Annotated in this window: 17 protein-coding genes; 6 read left to right on the top strand and 11 right to left on the bottom strand. The window is 76.9% G+C overall.

Annotated features, from left to right (window positions below):
- The first annotated feature begins 48 nt into the window (after positions 1-48).
- Positions 49-1,077, top strand: coding sequence for an ATP-binding cassette domain-containing protein (locus CLV92_RS05500; protein WP_104431989.1), 1,029 nt, complete (start codon positions 49-51; stop codon positions 1,075-1,077).
- Positions 1,078-1,151: 74 nt separating this feature from the next.
- On the opposite strand, the gene CLV92_RS21905 is transcribed toward CLV92_RS05500, so the two are convergent.
- Genes CLV92_RS21905 through CLV92_RS05485 form a run of 3 tightly spaced genes read right to left on the bottom strand, consistent with a single transcriptional unit; the run spans position 1,152 to position 3,297 of the window.
- Positions 1,152-2,084 carry an NUDIX hydrolase gene (locus tag CLV92_RS21905; protein ID WP_104431797.1) on the bottom strand — a complete coding sequence of 311 codons (933 nt, stop codon included), beginning with the start codon at positions 2,082-2,084 and terminating at the stop codon, positions 1,152-1,154.
- Positions 2,081-2,482: a DUF3817 domain-containing protein gene (locus CLV92_RS05490; protein ID WP_104431796.1), complete on the bottom strand. Its 402-nt coding sequence runs from the start codon at positions 2,480-2,482 to the stop codon at positions 2,081-2,083. Before CLV92_RS05490 ends, CLV92_RS21905 begins: the two co-directional genes overlap by 4 nt.
- Positions 2,479-3,297, bottom strand: a complete 819-nt coding sequence (locus tag CLV92_RS05485) for an SURF1 family protein (protein WP_104431795.1) — start codon at positions 3,295-3,297, stop codon at positions 2,479-2,481. The genes CLV92_RS05490 and CLV92_RS05485 overlap by 4 nt, the downstream gene beginning before the upstream one ends.
- 157 nt (positions 3,298-3,454) lie before the next feature.
- Between CLV92_RS05485 and CLV92_RS05480 the strand changes: the two genes are divergently transcribed.
- A complete protein-coding gene (locus CLV92_RS05480) occupies positions 3,455-3,775 on the top strand; it encodes a putative quinol monooxygenase (RefSeq protein ID WP_104431794.1) in 321 nt (106 codons plus the stop codon).
- Positions 3,776-3,856: 81 nt separating this feature from the next.
- On the opposite strand, the gene guaA is transcribed toward CLV92_RS05480, so the two are convergent.
- Positions 3,857-5,464: a glutamine-hydrolyzing GMP synthase gene (gene guaA, locus CLV92_RS05475; protein WP_211290922.1), complete on the bottom strand. Its 1,608-nt coding sequence runs from the start codon at positions 5,462-5,464 to the stop codon at positions 3,857-3,859.
- Between the two features lie 381 nt (positions 5,465-5,845).
- Here guaA and CLV92_RS05470 point away from each other — a divergent pair, with 381 nt between their 5' ends.
- Positions 5,846-6,364, top strand: a complete 519-nt coding sequence (locus CLV92_RS05470; RefSeq protein ID WP_104431793.1) for a cell wall-binding repeat-containing protein — start codon at positions 5,846-5,848, stop codon at positions 6,362-6,364.
- 94 nt (positions 6,365-6,458) lie between these two features.
- On the opposite strand, the gene CLV92_RS05465 is transcribed toward CLV92_RS05470, so the two are convergent.
- Positions 6,459-7,649 (bottom strand): glycerophosphodiester phosphodiesterase family protein, encoded by a 1,191-nt coding sequence (locus CLV92_RS05465; protein WP_211290888.1) that lies wholly within the window; start codon positions 7,647-7,649, stop codon positions 6,459-6,461.
- Positions 7,650-7,765: 116 nt separating this feature from the next.
- Here CLV92_RS05465 and def point away from each other — a divergent pair, with 116 nt between their 5' ends.
- From def to CLV92_RS05450, 3 genes are all read left to right on the top strand, one after another.
- Positions 7,766-8,305 carry a peptide deformylase gene (gene def / locus CLV92_RS05460; RefSeq protein WP_104431791.1) on the top strand — a complete coding sequence of 180 codons (540 nt, stop codon included), beginning with the start codon at positions 7,766-7,768 and terminating at the stop codon, positions 8,303-8,305.
- A gap of 73 nt (positions 8,306-8,378) precedes the next feature.
- Entirely contained in the window at positions 8,379-10,145 is a 1,767-nt protein-coding gene (locus CLV92_RS05455) for an ABC transporter transmembrane domain-containing protein (protein ID WP_245886441.1), read from the top strand.
- The gene (locus CLV92_RS05450) at positions 10,142-11,914 is read left to right on the top strand and encodes an ABC transporter ATP-binding protein (protein WP_245886439.1); all 1,773 of its coding nucleotides are present in this window, start codon (positions 10,142-10,144) and stop codon (positions 11,912-11,914) included. The genes CLV92_RS05455 and CLV92_RS05450 overlap by 4 nt, the downstream gene beginning before the upstream one ends.
- Positions 11,915-11,945: 31 nt before the next feature.
- Here the strand turns inward: CLV92_RS05450 and CLV92_RS05445 are convergent, their stop codons facing one another.
- From CLV92_RS05445 to CLV92_RS05420, 6 genes are all read right to left on the bottom strand, one after another.
- Positions 11,946-12,911, bottom strand: a complete 966-nt coding sequence (locus CLV92_RS05445) for an oxidoreductase (RefSeq protein ID WP_104431790.1) — start codon at positions 12,909-12,911, stop codon at positions 11,946-11,948.
- Positions 12,912-12,921: 10 nt separating this feature from the next.
- The gene (locus CLV92_RS05440) at positions 12,922-14,046 is read right to left on the bottom strand and encodes a GuaB3 family IMP dehydrogenase-related protein (RefSeq protein WP_104431789.1); all 1,125 of its coding nucleotides are present in this window, start codon (positions 14,044-14,046) and stop codon (positions 12,922-12,924) included.
- A 101-nt stretch (positions 14,047-14,147) separates the two neighbouring features.
- Positions 14,148-15,620, bottom strand: a complete 1,473-nt coding sequence (guaB, locus tag CLV92_RS05435) for an IMP dehydrogenase (RefSeq protein WP_104431985.1) — start codon at positions 15,618-15,620, stop codon at positions 14,148-14,150.
- Between the two features lie 84 nt (positions 15,621-15,704).
- Positions 15,705-17,255 carry a hypothetical protein gene (locus CLV92_RS22785; protein ID WP_104431788.1) on the bottom strand — a complete coding sequence of 517 codons (1,551 nt, stop codon included), beginning with the start codon at positions 17,253-17,255 and terminating at the stop codon, positions 15,705-15,707.
- On the bottom strand, positions 17,252-17,836 hold the full coding sequence (gene shbA / locus CLV92_RS05425; RefSeq protein WP_104431787.1) for an RNA polymerase sigma factor ShbA: 585 nt from the start codon (positions 17,834-17,836) through the stop codon (positions 17,252-17,254). Before shbA ends, CLV92_RS22785 begins: the two co-directional genes overlap by 4 nt.
- Before the next feature lie 94 nt (positions 17,837-17,930).
- On the bottom strand, positions 17,931-18,542 hold the full coding sequence (locus tag CLV92_RS05420; RefSeq protein WP_104431786.1) for a response regulator transcription factor: 612 nt from the start codon (positions 18,540-18,542) through the stop codon (positions 17,931-17,933).
- Positions 18,543-18,646 lie beyond the last annotated feature (104 nt).

Genomic DNA, 18,646 nt, shown 5'->3' with positions numbered 1-18,646 from the left:
CGACGGCCCCACCCGCAGCCCGACCCCGGGCACGGCGCCGAGCTCGCGCTGCGGGTGCGCGGCGTCGTGAAGTCGTTCGACGCCCCCGTGCTCACCGGCCTCGACCTCGACGTGGCCACGGGCAGCCTCGTCGCCCTCCTCGGCCCCTCCGGCTGCGGCAAGACCACCCTGCTGCGCGTCGTCGCCGGGTTCGAGCACGCCGAGGCCGGCACCGTCGAGGTCGGCGGGCGCCTCGTGGAGGGCGAAGGGCGTCCCGTGCCCGCGGAGCGGCGCCGGGTGGGCGTCGTCCCCCAGGAGGGCGCCCTGTTCCCGCACCTGTCCGTGCACGACAACGTCGCGTTCGGCCTGCCCCGCGCCGAGCGCGCCGGGCACCGGCCCGCGGAGCTGCTGGAGCTCGTGGGCCTGGCTGGTCTCGGCGCCCGCATGCCGCACGAGCTCTCCGGCGGGCAGCAGCAGCGCGTCGCCCTGGCCCGGGCCCTGGCTCCGGAGCCGTCGCTGGTGCTGCTGGACGAGCCGTTCAGCGCCCTCGACGCCGGGCTGCGTGCCCAGGTGCGGGCCGACGTCCGCGCCTCCCTGCACGCCGCGGGGGCCTCCGCCGTGCTCGTCACCCACGACCAGCAGGAGGCGCTGTCCACCGCCGACGTGGTCGCCGTCGTGCGCGGCGGTCGGGTCGTGCAGGCCGGGGACCCGTGGACGGTGTACGCGCAGCCGACCGACCTGGGCGTGGCCACCTTCGTCGGCGAGTCGGTCGTCCTGCCCGGCAGCGCCCGCTCCGGCGTGGTGACCTCCGCGCTGGGCCGGCACCCCACCGGCTCCGGCGTGGAGGGACCCGTCGACGTGGTCGTGCGCCCGGAGCAGATCGAGGTCTCCCCCGCCGACCCGGCGTCGGTGCCGGCGGTCGTGACGCACCGGGAGTTCTACGGCCACGACGCGCTGCTGCGCCTCGCGCTGCCCGGCGGGGTGTCGGTCACCGCGCGCACCCCCGGCCATCCCCTGCCGGACGTCGGCGCCACCGTCGCCGTGGGCGTGCGGGGCGCCGTGGTCGCCTTCCCCGCGGCCGGGCCCGCAGCGGGCTGAGCGGGCGCGGCCGAGCGAGCGGGCCGAGCGAGCGGGCCGAGCGGGCGGGCCGAGCGGGCGGGCGGGCCGAGCGGTCAGGCTCCCGCGGTGCGCTCCTCCGCCAGCGCCGCCGACCGGCGGGCGATCTGCAGGCCCCGGGCCGCCACCCCGACGAGCCCCAGCGCCGGCGCCTCCCCCAGCGGCACCCACCGGGCCAGGTCCGTGCTGCCGCCGACGTCGAGGACGACCGGCTCCACGGCGTCCGGCGCGGTCGCCGTCACGATCACCCGCAGGGCGTGGAAGTCCTCCAGGACACCGGCCGGGGAGCGCCCCGTGAAGTGCTCGGAGCCCACCTCGACGAGCTCGTCGACCTCGACGTGGTTGCCGGTCTCCTCGTGGACCTCCCGCACCGCCGCGACGCACGGGTGCTCGCCGTGGTCGACGCCCCCACCGGGCAGCGTCCACCGCCCCGGGGACGGCGTGCGCTCCGACAGCCGCGTCAGCAGCAGCCGGCCGTCGTCCACCACCACCGCGTACGCCGCCAGCCGCTGCCTGCGCACCGCCACCTCCCCGTCGCCGGCGGGCACCGGCGCGGGCAGCTGCGCCGCCGTGACGGGGAAGGTCGCGTCGGGCGCGACGGGGAGCCCGGGCAGCCTCGCCGCCTGCACCCAGCGGCCGTCCTCGGCCCCCCGCGCGGTCGCGCCCAGGTGCCCGCCGTGGAGGAGCTGCACGGAGTGGACGAGGTGGACGGTGTGCACGTCCACCTCCTCCCCGTCCGGGCCCGGGTGCGCCGCCACGACGCTGCGGGCCTCCACCGGCTGTCCCGTGCGCACCGCCCCCACCCCGGCCGCGGACAGCGCCCGGCGCAGCCCCTGCCCCGGGGACTCCCCGTGGCCGAGGACCGCCGCCGGGAGCGCGAGGGCGCCGCCGGGGCCCTCGGGCACGACGAGGAGACGGGGGCCGGAGCGCAGGACCGCGTGGACGACGACGCGCTGCAGCCGCACCGTGCCGGGTTCCGGGGAGCTCACCGCAGCGCGTCGAGCCGGCGGGCGACGGACCGGGTGTTCTCGCGCTCCGCGTAGAACGACAGGAACGGCACGGTGCCGGCCAGCGCGGTGAGCAGCATCCGCTTGACGTTCCAGCGCACCCGCGTGCCCAGGTCGAACGTGGTGATGAGCAGGAGGATGTAGAAGGCGCCGTGCACCGGACCCATCACCCTCGTGATCGCGTCCCCGGCGTGGAGGGCGTACTCCTGGACCATCCCGGCGACGACGAAGAGCAGGCCGATGCCCGTCACCCACGCCATCACCCGGTAGCGCAGCAGCGCCGCCGCCACCTTGCGCGGCTCCCCCAGGGGGGTCACCGGGGGCTGCGGAGCCGCCTGCCGCGCGGGGCCGGCGTCTCGGGTGCCGTTCTCACTGCTCATCGGGTGCGCTCCTCCAGCAGCTCGTCGCTGCGGTCCTCGGGGTCGTGCGGGTCGTGCCCCTGCTCGTGCGGGTCGTGCGGGTCGTGGTGGCCCTCTCCCGGGTCGGGGGGCCGCAGCTCCTCGAGCAGGCCGCGGCGCCACGCCGCGACCGCGAACACCGCGAACACCCACCACTGCGCCGCGTAGCCGAGGTTGCGCCAGTCCAGCCGGCGCGTGGCGCTGCCCGGGTCCGGTGGCGGCACCGCCCGCAGCCCTCCCGCCGCGGTGGAGGCGACGACGTAGGCGGGCACCACCGGGTAGTCCACCTGGTTCACCAGCAGGGCGGGGCTGACCACCCACGCCTGCCCGGGCGGCAGCGGGCCGCTGCCCGCGGCGTGGTCCTGCGCCTCCGGCGGCTGGACGACGCCCACCAGGTCGACGGCCCCGGAGGCCGGCTCGGCCTGCGCACCGGCCGGCAACCAGCCGCGCACCACCGGCACGCCCGTCCCGCCGGGGAGGCGGGCCAGGCCCAGCACCCAGGCACCCTCGGCGCCGTCCAGCGACCGGCCCGGCAGCAGCAGCTCCGCGGCCGGGTCCCACTCCCCCCGCACCTGCACGCGCCGGCCCACCTCGTCGGCGGTGAGCGGATCCCCGCCGCCGACGACGTCGGCCAGGGGCGCCACCGGCCGGGTGGCCGCGGGGGCGCTCACCACGACGTTGCCGCGCTGCCACTGCCACACGCCCAGGGCCACGCAGGCGGCCACCACGACCAGCAGCAGGGCCGTCCACAGCAACCACCGCCGCGTCAGCAGCACGCGGGCGACGGAGGGGGGCACTCCACCAGGCTACGGCGCCGCGGCGCCCGCGCTCGCACGCAGGTGGCCCGGTCCACACCGCAGGCCGGGCCACCGCCCGCCGACCCCGGGGCCGGTGGCCCGGGACGTGGGCGCGACCATCGGTGCCGACACCCGAGACCGTCCCCCTGGAGGAACCGTGCCCATCACCGTCCTGGCCACCATCACGCCCCGGCCCGGTCGCGCCGCCGCCGTGCGGGCCGCGTTCGAGCAGATCATCGGCGACGTGCACCGGGAGGAGGGCTGCCTGCTCTACGCCCTGCACGTCGCCGGCGAGCCGGGCGCGGAGACGCTGCACGTGGTGGAGAAGTGGACGTCGCGGGAGGCGCTGGCCGCCCACGCCGCCGGGGAGCCGCTGGAGCGCCTCGCCGGCCTCCTCGGCGACGACCTGGTCGGCCCGGCCGAGGTCCTGGTCGCCGACCCGGTGCCTGCGGGCGACCCCGCCAAGGGCGCCCTGTAGCGCACCGGGACGGACCGCGGCGCCCGGGACGTCGCGCCGCGCCGAGCGGGCGCGACGCCCCGGGTCAGCGCAACGGGCCGCTCACTCCCACTCGATGGTGCCCGGCGGCTTGCTCGTGACGTCGAGGACGACCCGGTTGACCTCCGCGACCTCGTTGGTGATGCGCGTGGAGATCCGTGCCAGCACCTCGTAGGGCAGCCGCGTCCAGTCCGCCGTCATGGCGTCCTCGGAGCTCACCGGCCGCAGCACCACCGGGTGGCCGTAGGTGCGGCCGTCGCCCTGCACCCCGACGGAGCGCACGTCCGCCAGCAGCACCACCGGGCACTGCCAGATCTCGCGGTCCAGCCCGGCGGAGGTCAGCTCCGCGCGGGCGACGGCGTCGGCGGCGCGCAGGGTCTCCAGCCGCTCCGCGGTGACCTCCCCCACGATGCGGATGCCGAGGCCGGGGCCCGGGAACGGCTGCCGCCAGACGATCTCCTCCGGCAGCCCGAGTTCGAGGCCGACCGCGCGGACCTCGTCCTTGAAGAGGGTGCGCAGCGGCTCCACCAGCTCGAACGCGAGGTCGTCGGGCAGCCCTCCGACGTTGTGGTGGCTCTTGATGGTGGCCGCGCCCTCGCCACCGCCGGACTCCACCACGTCGGGGTAGAGGGTGCCCTGCACGAGGAAGCGGACCTCGCCGCCCTGCTCGCCGGCCTCGGCGATGACGTCGCGGGCGGCCTGCTCGAAGACGCGGATGAACTCCCGGCCGATGATCTTGCGCTTGGTCTCGGGGTCGCTCACCCCCGCCAGGGCGCCGAGGAAGCGGTCCTTCGCGTCGACGACGTGCAGCTTCACGCCGGTGGCGGCGACGAAGTCCTCCTCGACCTGCTCCGCCTCGCCCGCGCGCAGCAGGCCGTGGTCGACGAAGACGCAGGTGAGCTGGTCGCCGACGGCGCGCTGCACCAGGGCCGCGGCCACCGCGGAGTCCACCCCGCCGGACAGGCCGCAGATGACGCGGCCGTCGCCGACCTGCTGCCGGATGCGGGCGACCTGCTCCTCGATGACGTTGCCGGTCGTCCAGTCGGGGGTGATGCGCGCGCCCTTGTGCAGGAAGTTGCGCAGCACCTCCTGCCCGAACGTGGAGTGCTTCACCTCCGGGTGCCACTGCACGCCGTAGAGGCGGCGGTCGTCGTCCTCGAACGCCGCGACCGGTGCGCCCTGGGAGTCGGCCACCACCCGGAAGCCCTCCGGGGCGCGGGTGACGGCGTCGCCGTGGGACATCCACACCGACTGCTCGACCGGCTGGCCCTGCAGCAGGGTGGACTGCTCGGGGTCGGTGACCCGGGCGCCCGTGCCGCCGTACTCGCGCAGGCCGGTGCGGGCGACCTCGCCGCCCAGCGCCTTCGCCATCGCCTGGAAGCCGTAGCAGATGCCGAGGACGGGCACGCCCGCCTCGAAGAGGGCGGGGTCCACCTGCGGGGCGCCCTCGGCGTACACGCTGGCCGGGCCGCCGGAGAGGATCACCGCCGCGGGGTCCTTCGCGAGCAGCTGCTCCACCGGCATGGAGGACGGGACGATCTCGGAGAAGACGTCCGCCTCCCGCACGCGGCGGGCGATGAGCTGCGCGTACTGCGCCCCGTAGTCCACGACCAGGACGGGCCGGTGGGCGCGCTCGGCGGCCTGCTCGGGGGTCTCGGCGGGCTCGGTCACGGTGGCTGCCGCACCCGCAGCGATCGGCTCGGCGGCAGGGACGCCGCTGTCGTCCGGGTCTGCGCCGCTACCGGGAGGGGGCTGGAAGGAGGTCGGTTCGGCCGCGCCGGCGGCGTCCTGCGTCACGGGGCCAGGGTATCGGCGCGCAGCGCCCTCCCCATCGCACGAGCTCCACGGTCCGCGACGGCCGCGGCCCGGACGGGTGAGGCCGCTGCATCATCCGGCTGAGGGCCCTCCCGGTCCGTCACGGCCGGGGGCCGCGATCCCGAGACTCGGTGGCAGAGCCCGGTCCACGGGGCCCCGTGCTGACGCCCCCGGGCGTGAGCACGGCCACTGCGCGGCCACGTCGCCACGCGCCCACCCGATGCAGGAGAACCCACCATGCGCAAGCGCACCGCCCTGATCGCCGCCCCCGTCGCCCTGGCGGTGCTCGGCACGACCGGGGCCGCCGTGGCCGCCGGCACCGGCAAGGACCTCGACGAGCGCGCCGCGCGGGCGCTGGCCGCCTTCACCGCGCCCGCCGCCGACAGCTCCGTCGCGCGTCCCGCGGAGGTGCGCGACGTCGGCCAGAACACCGTCCGGGTCTCGGGCGCCGACCGCTACGCGACCGCCGTGGAGGTCTCCCGCACGTGGGACCCCGCCGACGTCGGCGTCGTCTACCTGGCCACCGGCGAGGGCTTCGCGGACGCCCTCGCCGTCGGAGCCTCCACCGGCGGGGCGGGACCGCTGCTGCTGACCGGACGCGACCGCCTGCCCGCCGTGGTGGCGGAGGAGCTGCAGCGCCTGCAGCCCTGCACCGTCGTCGTCGTGGGCGGCGCCAACGCCGTCAGCGACGCCGTGGCCCTGGAGGCCGACCGCTACACCGACCCCACCGGCTGCCAGGACCCCTCGATCCCCTGACACACCGCTGCCGGGGCGGGGACGTCCCGCGCGCGACACGCCCGTGTCGCGCCGCGGGACGTCCCCACCCCGGGATGCGGCCGGAGGGCGCGGCTCAGGCCGCGTCGCGCTCCTGCTCGGCCATGAAGTCGTCGCGCGCCAGGTCCGCGAGGTCCGGGGCGTCGCTGAAGAGCCCGTCGGCGCCCGCCTCGAACACCGCGCGGGCCCAGTCCACGGCCCGGCCGTGCTCCTCCGGGTCCTCCCCGACCCGGAGGTCCGTGGGGAGGAACGTGTTCTCCGGCCGGTGGGTGTAGGGCACCACGGTCAGCCCGGCCCGGTGCGCGTTGCGGATGAGGTTCGTCGGGCGGCCCACCGACCCGTCGGCCTTGAACCGGAAGGTCATCTGCAGCGACGGGCCGATGCCGTCGACGTAGCGGGAGAGGTCCCGCAGGCTCGACGGGATGACGAGGTCGGCGTAGGTGCGCTCGTCACCGGCGGCGACGAGGTCGTAGGGCGCGCCCTCGTGCCACGTGAGGAACACCAGGTCGGCCCGCAGCCGGTGCTCGGTGCGCAGCTCCTTGAGGTTGGTCAGCTCGAAGGACTGCACGGCGACGGGGGCGTCCGGGTCGTCGAGGCCGTACTCGCGCAGCAGCCGCGCGACCTCGGCCTCCATCGGAAGGCCGATGGAGGCGAAGTACGTGGAGTGCTTCGTCTCGGGGATGATGCCGATCTCGCGGCCCAGCTCCTCGCTGAGGCGCTCGCGGACCTGGAGCACCTCCTCGAACGTGGGCACCTGGTAGCGGCCGTCGAAGGCGGTGTTGCGGGGGCGCAGCTCCGGCAGCCGCTCCTCCGCGCGCAGGGTCTTCAGCTCGGCGAGGGTGAAGTCCTCCGTGAACCAGCCGGTCACCTCGCCCCCGTCGACGACCTTGGTGGCCTTGCGGGCGGCGAACTCCGGGCGCTCCTCGACGTCGGTGGTCCCCGAGATCTCGTTCTCGTGGCGGGCGACGAGGACGCCGTCCTTGGTGGGCACCAGGTCGGGCTCGATCCAGTCGGCGCCCATGCGCGCCCCCAGCTCGTAGGCGGGGATCGTGTGCTCCGGCCGGTAGGCGGAGGCGCCGCGGTGGGCGACCACGACGGGCTCCTCCAGCTGCGCCACGGCGGCCTTCGGCTTCAGCAGCGCCTGCGGCCCGGGGGCGGCCGCGGCGGACGGTGCCACCAGCGCGGTGGCGAGCAGCCCGGCGGCGGCACCGGCGGGCATCAGACGGGCGGCCAGGGAACGCTGACCTCGATCGTGTGCGAGCGACATGGCGGGCAGCCAACACCCGGGGGTGCCTCCGCAGGCGACACCGCGTCGAACGCAACGCAGCGGGAAGGTGACGAACGGCTCCGGGGCCGCCGCGGGGCCGCTCGTACGATGCCGCGGTGAGCGAGAGCGGCACGGCCCGGCCCGTCGTCCAGCACGGCCACCCCGCACTGCACGCCCCGTGCGCGGAGGTCACGGAGTTCGGCGCGCCGCTGCACGCCCTCGTGGCGGACCTCTTCGCCAGCATGGCGGCCGCGGGCGGGATCGGCCTGGCCGCGAACCAGATCGGGGTGGACGCGCGGGTGTTCGTCGTGGACTGCCCCGACGAGCGCGGCCGGCGGGTGCGCGCCCACGTCGTCAACCCGCGGCTCACCTTCCCCGGTCCCCGCAACGCGGTGCGCGCGGCCGAGGTGTGCCTGTCGCTGACCGGCGCCTCGGGGGTGGTCGAGCGCAACGCCTCGGCGCGCGTCACCGGCTCCGACGCCGACGGCCGCCCCGTCTCGATCGCCGGCCACGGGCTGCTGGCGCGCTGCCTGCAGCACGAGGTGGACCACCTCGACGGGCTGCTCCACGTGGACCGGCTCGGCCCCGTGGAGCGGCGGGCGGTGCTGCGGCAGGCGGGGCCGCGGGACGAGGGGCACGACCTCCCCGGGAGCTGAGCGCCCGGGCCCTGCGCCCGCGGGCCGGAAACCGCATGGCCCCGGGAGAGCGTCCTCACTACCGTGGCTGCACGTGCGCGCCCTGCCCCTGGACGACCCGGGCCCCGCCGACCTGCGCTCCCCCGCGCACTTCCTGCTGCGCACCGGATGGCAGCAGCGCGCCACGCTCGCCGCGGGCATGACCTTCGGCATCACGTGGATGCTCTGCCAGGCCGTGTTCCCCGCCGTGGTGGGCAGGGCCCTCGACGCCGTGGTGCTCGGCACCGGTGAGCTGCTGCGCTGGTGCGGCGTCGTGCTGGCCCTCTCGCTCGTGCAGGCCGCCGCCGCGGTGATGCGGCACCGCTGCGCCGTGGCGAACCGCCTCACCGCCCGCTTCCGCGTCTGCCAGCAGCTCGGCCGGCGCACCAGCGCGGCCGGCACCGCGCTGACGCGGGAGGTGCCGGTGGGCGAGGTGCTGGCCGGGACCTCCTCCGACGCCCCCCGCCTCGGCGACGCCTACGACGTCACGCAGCGCGCGACCGGCTCCGTCCTGGCGATCGCCCTCGTCGCCGTGCTCGTCCTGCGGACCTCCGTGCCGCTGGGCCTGCTGGTCCTCCTCGGCACGCCCGCCGTGGTGCTGGTCCTCGTCTGCGCGGTGCGGCCCCTGCAGGAGCGCCAGCGGGAGCAGCGCCGCCTCTCCGGGGAGCTGACCTCCCTGGGGGCGGACACGGTCGCGGGCCTGCGGGTGCTGCGCGGCATCGGCGGGGAGGAGGTCTTCACCCGCCGCTACCGCGACCGCTCCCAGGAGGTCCGGCGCGCAGGGGTGCGGGTGGCCCGGTGGGAGTCCGCGCTGGAGGGCCTGCAGGTCCTCGCCCCCGGCCTGCTCGTGGCGGCCCTCGTCTGGGGCGGCGCCCGGGCCACCCTCCGCGGGGAGATCACCCCCGGGCAGCTCGTCGCCCTGTACGGCTACGCGGCGTTCCTCACCATCCCGCTGCGGACCCTCGTGGAGACGGCCGACAAGTACTCCCGCGCGTTCGTCGCCGCCCGCCGCGTCGTGACCCTGCTGCGGGTGCAGCCCCTCGTGCGCGAGCCCGCCCGACCGGCCGCCCCGCCCTCCGGCGCCCCACAGGTGGCCGACCCTGCCACGGGGCTGCGGGCGGCACCGGGACGCCTCACCGCCGTCGTCGCCGACCCGCCCGAGGACGCCGCCTCGCTCGCGCGCCGCCTCGCCCGCGTCGACGACACCGACCCCGGCCCGGGTGCGCTGCTGGCGGGGGTGCCGCTGCGCGAGCTGCCGCTGGCCGAGGTCCGCCGCCGGGTGCTGCTCGCCGAGGACGACGCGCAGCTGTTCAGCGGAACCCTGCGCGAGCAGGTGGACCCCACCGGCGAGCACCCCGACGCCGACGTCCTGGCCGCCCTGTGGGTCGCCGCCGCCGAGGACGTGCTCGACCTCGTCGCCGGAGGCCTCGACGGCGACGTCAGCGAGCGGGGCCGGTCCCTCTCGGGCGGGCAGCGGCAGCGCCTGGCCCTGGCCCGCGCCGTGCTGCGCGATCCCGACGTCCTCGTCCTGGTGGAGCCGACCAGTGCGGTCGACGCCCACACCGAGGCCCGCATCGCGCGGCGGCTGCACGCCGAGCGCGCCGGCCGCACCACCGTCGTGACCACGGCGAGCCCGCTGGTGCTGGCCACCGCCGACGAGGTGCACTGGTTGCGCGGGGGCCGGCTGCTCGCGGCCGGCCGCCACGAGGACCTGCTGCGCGTCGACGGCTACCGCGACTTCGTGACCCGCGGGGGCGGCGCTCCCCCACCGCGGCTGCCACCGGCGCCCCGCCGCGCCGGCTGCGGGCGGGCCGGGGCGTGAGCGGCACCGCCCTGCCCGTGGCCGCCCGGGCGACCGTGCGCGACGAGGTGCGCGCCCTGGTGCGCCTGCACCGCCGCCCGGCGTCGCGGATGCTGGCACTGCACGCCGCCGCGGCCGTCGCCGGGCTCGCCGGCCCGTGGCTGCTCGGCGACCTCGTCGACTCCCTCACCGCCTCCGGGCGCGGGGCGGCGTCCCCGGCGGACGTCGACCGCACCGTCGCCCTGCTGCTGGTGGCGGTCCTCGCGCAGACGGTCCTCGTCCGCGCCGCGCACCTGCGCTCCCTGGTGCTCGCGGAGCAGGTGTTCGCACGGCTGCGGGAGGAGTTCCTGGAGCGGGCCACGGGCCTGCCGCTGTCCGTGGTGGAGCGCGCCGGCACCGGGGACCTCGTCTCCCGCACCACCAACGACATCGACGCCCTCAGCCACACCGTCCGCTACGGCGCGCCCCGCATCCTCGTCGCGTCGCTCACCACCCTCCTCACCGCCGGCGCGGCGTTCCTGGCCGGGCCGCTGGTGGCGCTGGCGATGCTCGTGGGCGTGCCGGGGCTGGTGCTGACGACCCGCTGGTACCTGCGGAGGGCACCCGCGGCCTACCTCGCCGAGCGCGCCTGCTGGGCGCGGCTGAACAGCACCCTGGCGGAGACGGCGGACGCGGCGCGCACGGTCGACGCCCTCGCCCTCGGCCCGCACCGCGACCGCGTGCTCGACGAGGTGCTGCGCGCCACCTGCGCGGCGGAGCGGCGCACCCTGGCGCTGCGGACCCGCTGGTTCCCGAGCATCGAGCTGGCGTACTCCCTGCCCGTCGTCGTCGCCCTGCTGTGGGGCGGGCACCTCGTGCTGCGGGGCTCGGCGAGCGCCGGGGAGGTGGCGGCCGTCGTGCTCTACCTGCGCCAGCTCGTCGGCCCCGTCACGGAGCTGCTGATGTGGTGGGACCAGCTGCAGGTGGGGCAGGCGTCCTTCGCCCGGGTGGTGGGGCTCCGCGAGGTCGAGCCGGACCGCACGGAGCGCCCGGACGTGCCCGAGGGGGGCGAGGTGCGCCTCGAGGGCGTGCGCTACGCCTACCCGCGCCCCGACGGCTCCCTCGGTGCGGACGTCCTGCACGGGGTGGACCTGGACCTGCGCCCCGGTGAGCGCCTCGCCGTCGTCGGTCCCTCCGGCGCGGGCAAGTCCACCCTGGGGCGGCTCATCGCGGGCATCGCCCCGCCCACCGGCGGCAGCGTCCGCGTCGGCGGGGCGGAGGTCACCGGGCTGCCGCTGGACGGGCTGCGCCGGGAGGTGGCGCTGGTGACGCAGGAGCGGCACGTCTTCGCCGGCACGCTGCGCGACAACGTCGTGCTGGCCCGCCCGGACGCGGCCGACGCGGAGGTGGAAGCGGCCCTGCGCGCGGTGGACGCGGCGGGCTGGGTGCACCGGCTGCCGGCGGGGGCGGGGACGGTGGTGGGTGAGGGCGGGCATCCGCTCTCCCCCGCCCAGGCGCAGCAGGTGGCGCTGGCGCGGCTGGTCCTGGCCGATCCGCACACCCTGGTGCTGGACGAGGCGACGTCGCTGCTGGACCCGACGGCCGCGCGGCACCTGGAGCGGTCGCTGTCGGCGGTGCTGGCCGGGCGCACCGTGGTGGCGATCGCGCACCGGCTGCACACCGCCTCCGACGCGGACCGCATCGCGGTGGTGGAGCGGGGCCGGATCAGCGAGCTGGGCACCCACGAGGAGCTGCTGCGGCGCGGGGGCTCGTACGCGGCGCTGTGGGAGTCCTGGCACGGGCGCCGGTGATCGGGCGGGGACGATCGGGCCGGCGCGCCCGTCAGGCGGCGAGGTCCTCCGGCTGCAGCTGCGCGTAGTCCACGCCGGTCAGCTCCGCGGAGCGCTCCCACAGCCAGCGCGCGCCCTCGGCGTCCCGCGCCCACGGCATCGCCCGGGTGCGGCGGGGGTCGCCGCGCAGCCCGAAGGGGCCGTCGGGGCCGAAGTACTCCCCGCCCGCCACGCTCGGGTCCGTCGCGGCGCGCAGCAGCGGCCGGGCGCCCTGGGCGGGGTGCTGGGCGACGAGGCGCATGCCGCCCTCCTGGACGAGCTTCCACGCCCTGCTGCCGGACATCCGCGGCCCCACCGAGAACAGCTCGGTGCTGGAGATGCCCGGGTGGGCGGCGAGGCTGAGCAGCGGGGTGCGGGCGGCGCGGGCGCGGCGCTGCAGCTCCGAGGCGAAGAGCAGGTTCGCCAGCTTCGACTGCCCGTAGACGGCCCACGGCGAGTAGTTCCGCTCCCACATCAGGTCCCCGCGCTTCAGGCGGCCGAACCAGTGGGCGATGCTCGCGACGCTCACCACGCGCGGGTGCGGTGCCGCCAGCAGCGACGGCAGCAGCAGTCCCGTGAGGGCGAAGTGGCCGAGGTGGTTCGTGGCGAGCTGCCCCTCGAAACCGTCGGGGGTCTCCCAGCGCGGGGTGGCCATGATCCCGGCGTTGTTGACGAGGACGTCGAGCACGGGGGCGCGCTCGGCCACCTCCGCGGCCGCGCGGCGGACGCTGGTCAGGTCCGCCACGTCCACCTGGAGCAGCTCCGCGGCGACGGGCGCCCCGGACGGCTCCAGCTCGGCGCGCAGCCGGCGCAGCGCCTCCTCGCCCCGCTCGGCGTTGCGGCAGGCGAGCAGGACGCGCGCGCCGGCACGGGCCAGCTCCAGGCTCACGTGGTAGCCGAGGCCGCCGTTGGCGCCGGTGACCAGCGCGGTGCGGCCGGACTGGTCGGGGACGTACCAGGAGTGCTTCTCGGGATCCACGGGGGCGGCCTCAGGAGGTCGGCTGGTAGGGCGAGACGACGACCTCCACGCGCTGGAACTCCTTCAGGTCGGAGTAGCCCGTGGTGGCCATGGAGCGGCGCAGCGCGCCCATGAGGTTCGTGGTGCCGTCGGCGGAGCGCCCGGGGCCGTTGAGGATCTCCGCGAGGGAGGCCACCGTGCCGACCCGCACCCGCTCGCCGCGCGGCAGCACCGCGTGGTGGGCCTCGGGCCCCCAGTGCCAGCCGTCGCCGGGGGCCTCCTGGGCCCGGGCCAGCGCCGCGCCGAGCATCACCGCGTCCGCCCCGCAGGCGACGGCCTTGACGATGTCGCCGGAGGTGCCCATGCCGCCGTCGGCGATGACGTGGACGTAGCGGCCGCCGGACTCGTCCATGTAGTCGCGCCGGGCCGCGGCGACGTCGGCCACCGCGCTGGCCATCGGGGCGTGGATGCCGAGGGTCTTGCGGGTGGTGTGCGCCGCACCGCCGCCGAAGCCGACGAGCACGCCCGCCGCGCCGGTGCGCATCAGGTGCAGGGCCGCGGTGTAGGTGGCGGCGCCGCCGACGACGACGGGCACGTCGAGCTCGTAGATGAAGCGCTTGAGGTTGAGCGGCTCGGCGCTGCCGGAGACGTGCTCGGCGGAGACGGTGGTGCCGCGGATGACGAAGAGGTCCACGCCCGCGTCGACGACGACCTTCCACAGCTCCTGGGTGCGCTGCGGGGAGAGGGCGCCGGCGACGGTGACGCCACCGGCGCGCACCTCGGCCAGGCGGGCCACGATCAGCTCGGGCTTGATCGGCTCGGCGTAGATCTGCTGCATCCGGGCGGTGGCGCCCCCCGGGGGCAGGGCCGCGATCTCCTCGAGCAGCGGCTCGGGGTCCTCGTAGCGCGTCCAGAGGCCCTCGAGGTCGAGGACGCCCAGCCCGCCGAGGCGGCCCAGCTCCACGGCGGTCGCCGGGGAGACCACCGAGTCCATCGGCGCGGACAGCACCGGGAGCTCGAAGTGGTAGGCGTCGATCTGCCAGCTCGTCGACACGTCCTCGGGGTCGCGGGTGCGACGGCTCGGGACGATGGCGATGTCGTCGAAGCTGTAGGCGCGGCGTCCGCGCTTGCCGCGGCCGATCTCGATCTCGTGCACCGGCCAAGGCTACCCGCGCCGGGGGGTGCCCCGTGCCCGGCGCACCCCGGCCGGACCAGCGCGCCCCGGCCCGGGATCCACGGGCCGGGGCGCCGCCGGGCTCAGCGCCTGCTGTAGTTGGGCGCCTCGACGGTCATCTGGATGTCGTGCGGGTGGCTCTCCTTCAGCCCCGCCGCGGTGATCTGCACGAAGCGGCCCCTGGCCTGCAGCTCCGGCACCGAGCGGGCACCGGCGTAGAACATCGACTGCCGCAGCCCGCCGACGAGCTGGTGCGCGACCGCCGAGAGCGGGCCCCGGTAGGGCACCTGGCCCTCGACGCCCTCGGGGATGAAGCGGTCGTCGCTGCCGACGTCGTTCTGGAAGTAGCGGTCCTTGGAGAAGGAGCGGGCCCCGGTGCGCGTCTGCTGCGCACCCAGGGAGCCCATGCCGCGGTAGGACTTGAACTGCTTGCCGTTGATGAAGACCAGCTCGCCGGGACTCTCCTCGCAGCCGGCCAGCAGGGAGCCCAGCATGACGGTGTCCGCACCGGCCACGAGCGCCTTGGCGATGTCGCCGGAGTACTGCAGGCCCCCGTCGCCGATCACCGGCACCCCGGCGGGGCGGGCCGCCTTCGACGCCTCGTGGATGGCGGTGACCTGCGGCACGCCGACACCGGCCACGACGCGGGTGGTGCAGATCGAGCCCGGCCCGACGCCGACCTTGATGCCGTCCGCACCGGCGTCCACGAGCGCCTGGGCGGCGTCGCGGGTGGCGACGTTGCCGCCGACGACGTCGACGTGGGCCGCGGCGGGGTCGGACTTCAGCCGGGAGATCATCTCCAGCACGGCGCGGGAGTGGCCGTGGGCCATGTCGACGACGAGGAGGTCCACCCCCGCCTCGACCAGCAGCATGCCGCGCTTCCAGGCGTCCTCGAAGATGCCGATCGCCGCGCCCACGCGCAGGCGCCCGTCGGGGTCCTTGGTGGCGTGGGGGTACTGCTCGCGCTTGGTGAAGTCCTTGACGGTGATGAGGCCGGTGAGCCTGCCGTCGGCGTCGACGATGGGCAGCTTCTCGACCTTGTGGCGGCGCAGCAGGGCCATCGCCTCGTCGCTGGAGACGCCGACGGGGGCGGTGACGAGCGGCATGGGCGTCATGACGTCGCGGACCGAGCGCGTGAAGTCGGACTCGAAGCGCAGGTCGCGGTTGGTGACGATGCCGAGCAGCGTGCCGTCGGGGGTGGTGACGGGGACGCCGCTGATCCGGTAGCGGCCGCACACGACGTCGACGTCGGCCAGGGTGGCGTCCGGGCCGATCGTGACCGGCTGGCTCACCATCCCGGACTCGGAGCGCTTGACGAGGTCGACCTGCGAGGCCTGCTCCTCCGCGGAGAGGTTGCGGTGCAGCACGCCGAGGCCGCCCTGCCGGGCGATGGCGATGGCCATCCGCGCCTCGGTGACGGTGTCCATCGCGGAGGACAGCAGCGGCATCCGCAGCGTGATCCGCTTGGAGACGCGGCTGGAGGTGTCCACCTCGCTGGGCACGACGTCGGACTCGCCCGGCAGCAGCAGAACGTCGTCGTAGGTGAGGCCCAGCATCCCGAACGGGGAGGTGGCCCGGGGGGTCTGGGGAGAGCCGGCCTGGACGTCTGCGGAGTCGCTGCGCGAGGTCACGTGTCGATGCTACGGCGTGGTGGAGGGCTCTCCGGGCGCCGTCGCCGAGCCGTCGTCCACGGGGGCCGCCTGTGCCGGCGGCTCCTCGGCGGGCGGCTCCTCGGCAGGCGGCTCCTCGGCAGGCGGCTCCTCGGCAGGTGCCTCCGCGACGGGCGTCACCTGCAGGGGTGCCTCCTGGGCGGGGGCGTCGTGCGGGGTGGGCGTGGGGTCGGGCTCCGGCACGGGTGGCGCCGCGGGCGGCGTCGGGCCGACCACGGGCGGCGCCGGCGGCACCTGCAGGGAGGCGGCGCCCTCGGGCGGGGCGGAGCTCGCCCGGTCCGGCCCGGACGGGGGCGGCCCCGGCTGCCCGGAACCGCCCGTGCCCGGTGCGCCGGGGTCGACGGGCACCGGCGGTGAGGTCGTGGCGCCGTCCCCGACCGGGGGCGAGGGGGGCGTCGCGGGCTCGGTCGGCGTCGGCTGCCCCGGGCTCGTCGGGCTCGTCGGCGTCGGGCTCGGCGGGACGGGGCTCGGCGGGACCGGGTTCGACGGCTCGCTCGGCACCGGGCTCGTCGGCTCGCTCGGCACCGGGGCCGTCGGCTCGCTCGGCACCGGGGCCGTCGGCTCGCTCGGCACCGGGCGCACGGGCCGGGTCGGCCCGGAGTCCCCGGAGCCGGGCCCGCCGGGACGCGGGGCGGTCGGCGCGGAGGCCGTCGGCACGGGCGTCGGCGCGGTCGTCGGCTCGGTCGTCGGAGCCGACGGCGTCGCTGTCGCCGTCGGGGTGGACGTCGGTGTCGGCGTCGCGGGGGCGGGCGTCGTCGGAGCGGGCGTGGGTGCCGTCGGGCGGCCGACGACCAGCGGGGACTCGCCGGCCGGGGCCTGGCCGGGCGGTGCGGGGACCACGCCGGGGGCGTAGGGCCCGACGGGCGCGGTCGGCTCCTGCACCTGCGCGGCCAGCCGGTCCACCTTCCGCAGGACCTCGGCGTCCGCTCCGGCGGCGAGCAGACGCCGTCGGACCTGCGCGATGGCGACCTCGGGCTTCTCCGCCTGGCCCTGCTGCACCGCGATCTGCAGCCGGTCGAGGATGCTCACCGCGGCCTGCTGCTCCGTGATGGCCAGGGGGTCGCCGAACGCGTCGAGCCGGTCGCCGATGCCCAGGATGGCGATCGTCGCGCCGTGGACGGGAGCGCCGACGGCGGGAACGGCCTGCACCTGGGACCGGTCGGGCGGCGTCGCGGCGACCGCGGCGCTGCCGCCGGCGATGGCCAGCGCGGCCGCGGCCGCGGCCGCACCGCGACCGAGGGTCCTGAGCATGCGGCGGTGGGCGAGCAGCACCCGGGGCCCGGGGTGCGGCAGGGCCTCCGGCGCGAGGGTCGCGGGGATGTCCAGCGGGGGCGGCAGCGGCACGCCGGCGGTCTCCGGGTCGGCGTGGCGGGCGTAGGCGTCCAGCATCCGCGCCACCGCCTGCTCCAGGTCGGCGGTGCTGGCGCTGTGACCGGCGAGCCGGTCCAGCAGGGCGTCGGTCTCCAGCAGCTCCGGGACGGAGGGCGCCGCGGAGCCGTGCGTCTCGGGGGCGGCGCTCACGACGTCACCTGCAGGTTGCGGTCCTCGGCGGCGAGGCGCTTGAGCTTCTGCATGGCGCGGTGCTGGGCGACGCGGACGGCGCCCGCGGTCATGTCCAGGGCGCGGCCGGTCTCCTCGGCGGACAGGCCGGCACCCACGCGCAGGGTGATGATCTCGCGCAGCTTCTCGGGGAGCTGGTCCAGCAGGCCGGCCACGGCCCGGGCGTCCGCGGCGTCGAGGGCGGACTGCTCGGGGCCCGGCGCGGTCGTCGGCGCGTCGGGCACCTCGTCGGTCGGCATCGGGGCGCGGTAGGCCTGCCGCTGCACGTCGGCCACCTTGTTGGCCGCGATGCGGTAGACGAAGGCCTCGAACGGGCGACCGGTGTCGCGGTAGCGAGGCAGGGCCGTCAGCACGGCGATGCAGACCTCCTGTGCCGCGTCCTCCGCGGCGTGATCGGCACCGGGCATGCGCCCGAGCCGAGCCCGGCAGTATCGATGGACGAGGCGGCGGACCGCTGCCAGGAGGTCGGCGACCGCGCCCTGATCCCCCGTGAGAGCGCGAGTCGCCAGTGCTTGGAGCCCCCCGGCATCCACCCCTGACATCGCCGCAGGGCGGGTCGGTGTTACACCGTCCCCGCCCTGCGTCTCGCTGTCAGGCCCGGCCGTCCCGGCCGGGTCGCCCCAGAGGCCCACGCCCCTACCGTACGAGACCCCAGCGGAATCCCACAGCGACGGCCTGCGCGCGGTCTGCGGCCTCGAGCTTGCGGAAGAGGCGGCGGGCGTGCGTCTTGACGGTGTCCTCGGAGAGGAAGAGCTCGCGGCCGATCTCGGCGTTGCTGCGGCCGCGGCTCATGCCGACGAGGACCTGCGACTCCCGCTCGGTCAGGCTGGGGGCGCGCCCCGTCATGACGGTGCGGGCCCGCGGGGCGCCACGGCGGCGGGAGACGTCCTGGAGGGACTGCAGCACGGCGGTGGCCAGCTCCTCGCGGGAGACGTCCTTGACGAGGTAGCCGCGCACGCCGGCGGCGACCGCCCGGGCGACCCCGTCGCCGTCCTCGGCCATGGTGGCCATCAGCACGTTGGCCTCGGGGTGGCGGGCCAGGAGCCGGCGCGCGGCCTCGACCCCGCCGATGCCGGGCATGCGCACGTCCATGATGACGAGCGAGGGCCGCTCGACGGGCCAGCGCGCGAGCGCCTCCTCGCCGGAGGACGCCCCGACCACGCGGGTCACCCCAGGAACTGCTGCGACCATCCGCCGCATGGCCTCGCGGGCCAGCGGCAGGTCGTCGACGACGAGAACGGTTGCCACCGTGTACCTCTTCCTTGCCTGGTGGAGCCGGACCTTCCGTGGTCCTGCCGGTGCACGGGTGGCACCACCAGAAGTGTCGGCACGTCCGTCCGCCGACCTGAGGG

Origin of the sequence: Kineococcus xinjiangensis, assembly GCF_002934625.1 — a bacterium.
GTDB classification, from domain to species: domain Bacteria; phylum Actinomycetota; class Actinomycetes; order Actinomycetales; family Kineococcaceae; genus Kineococcus_A; species Kineococcus_A xinjiangensis.
Note: the sequence above shows the minus strand (reverse complement) of the source record. Positions and strands in the feature narration are given on the sequence as shown.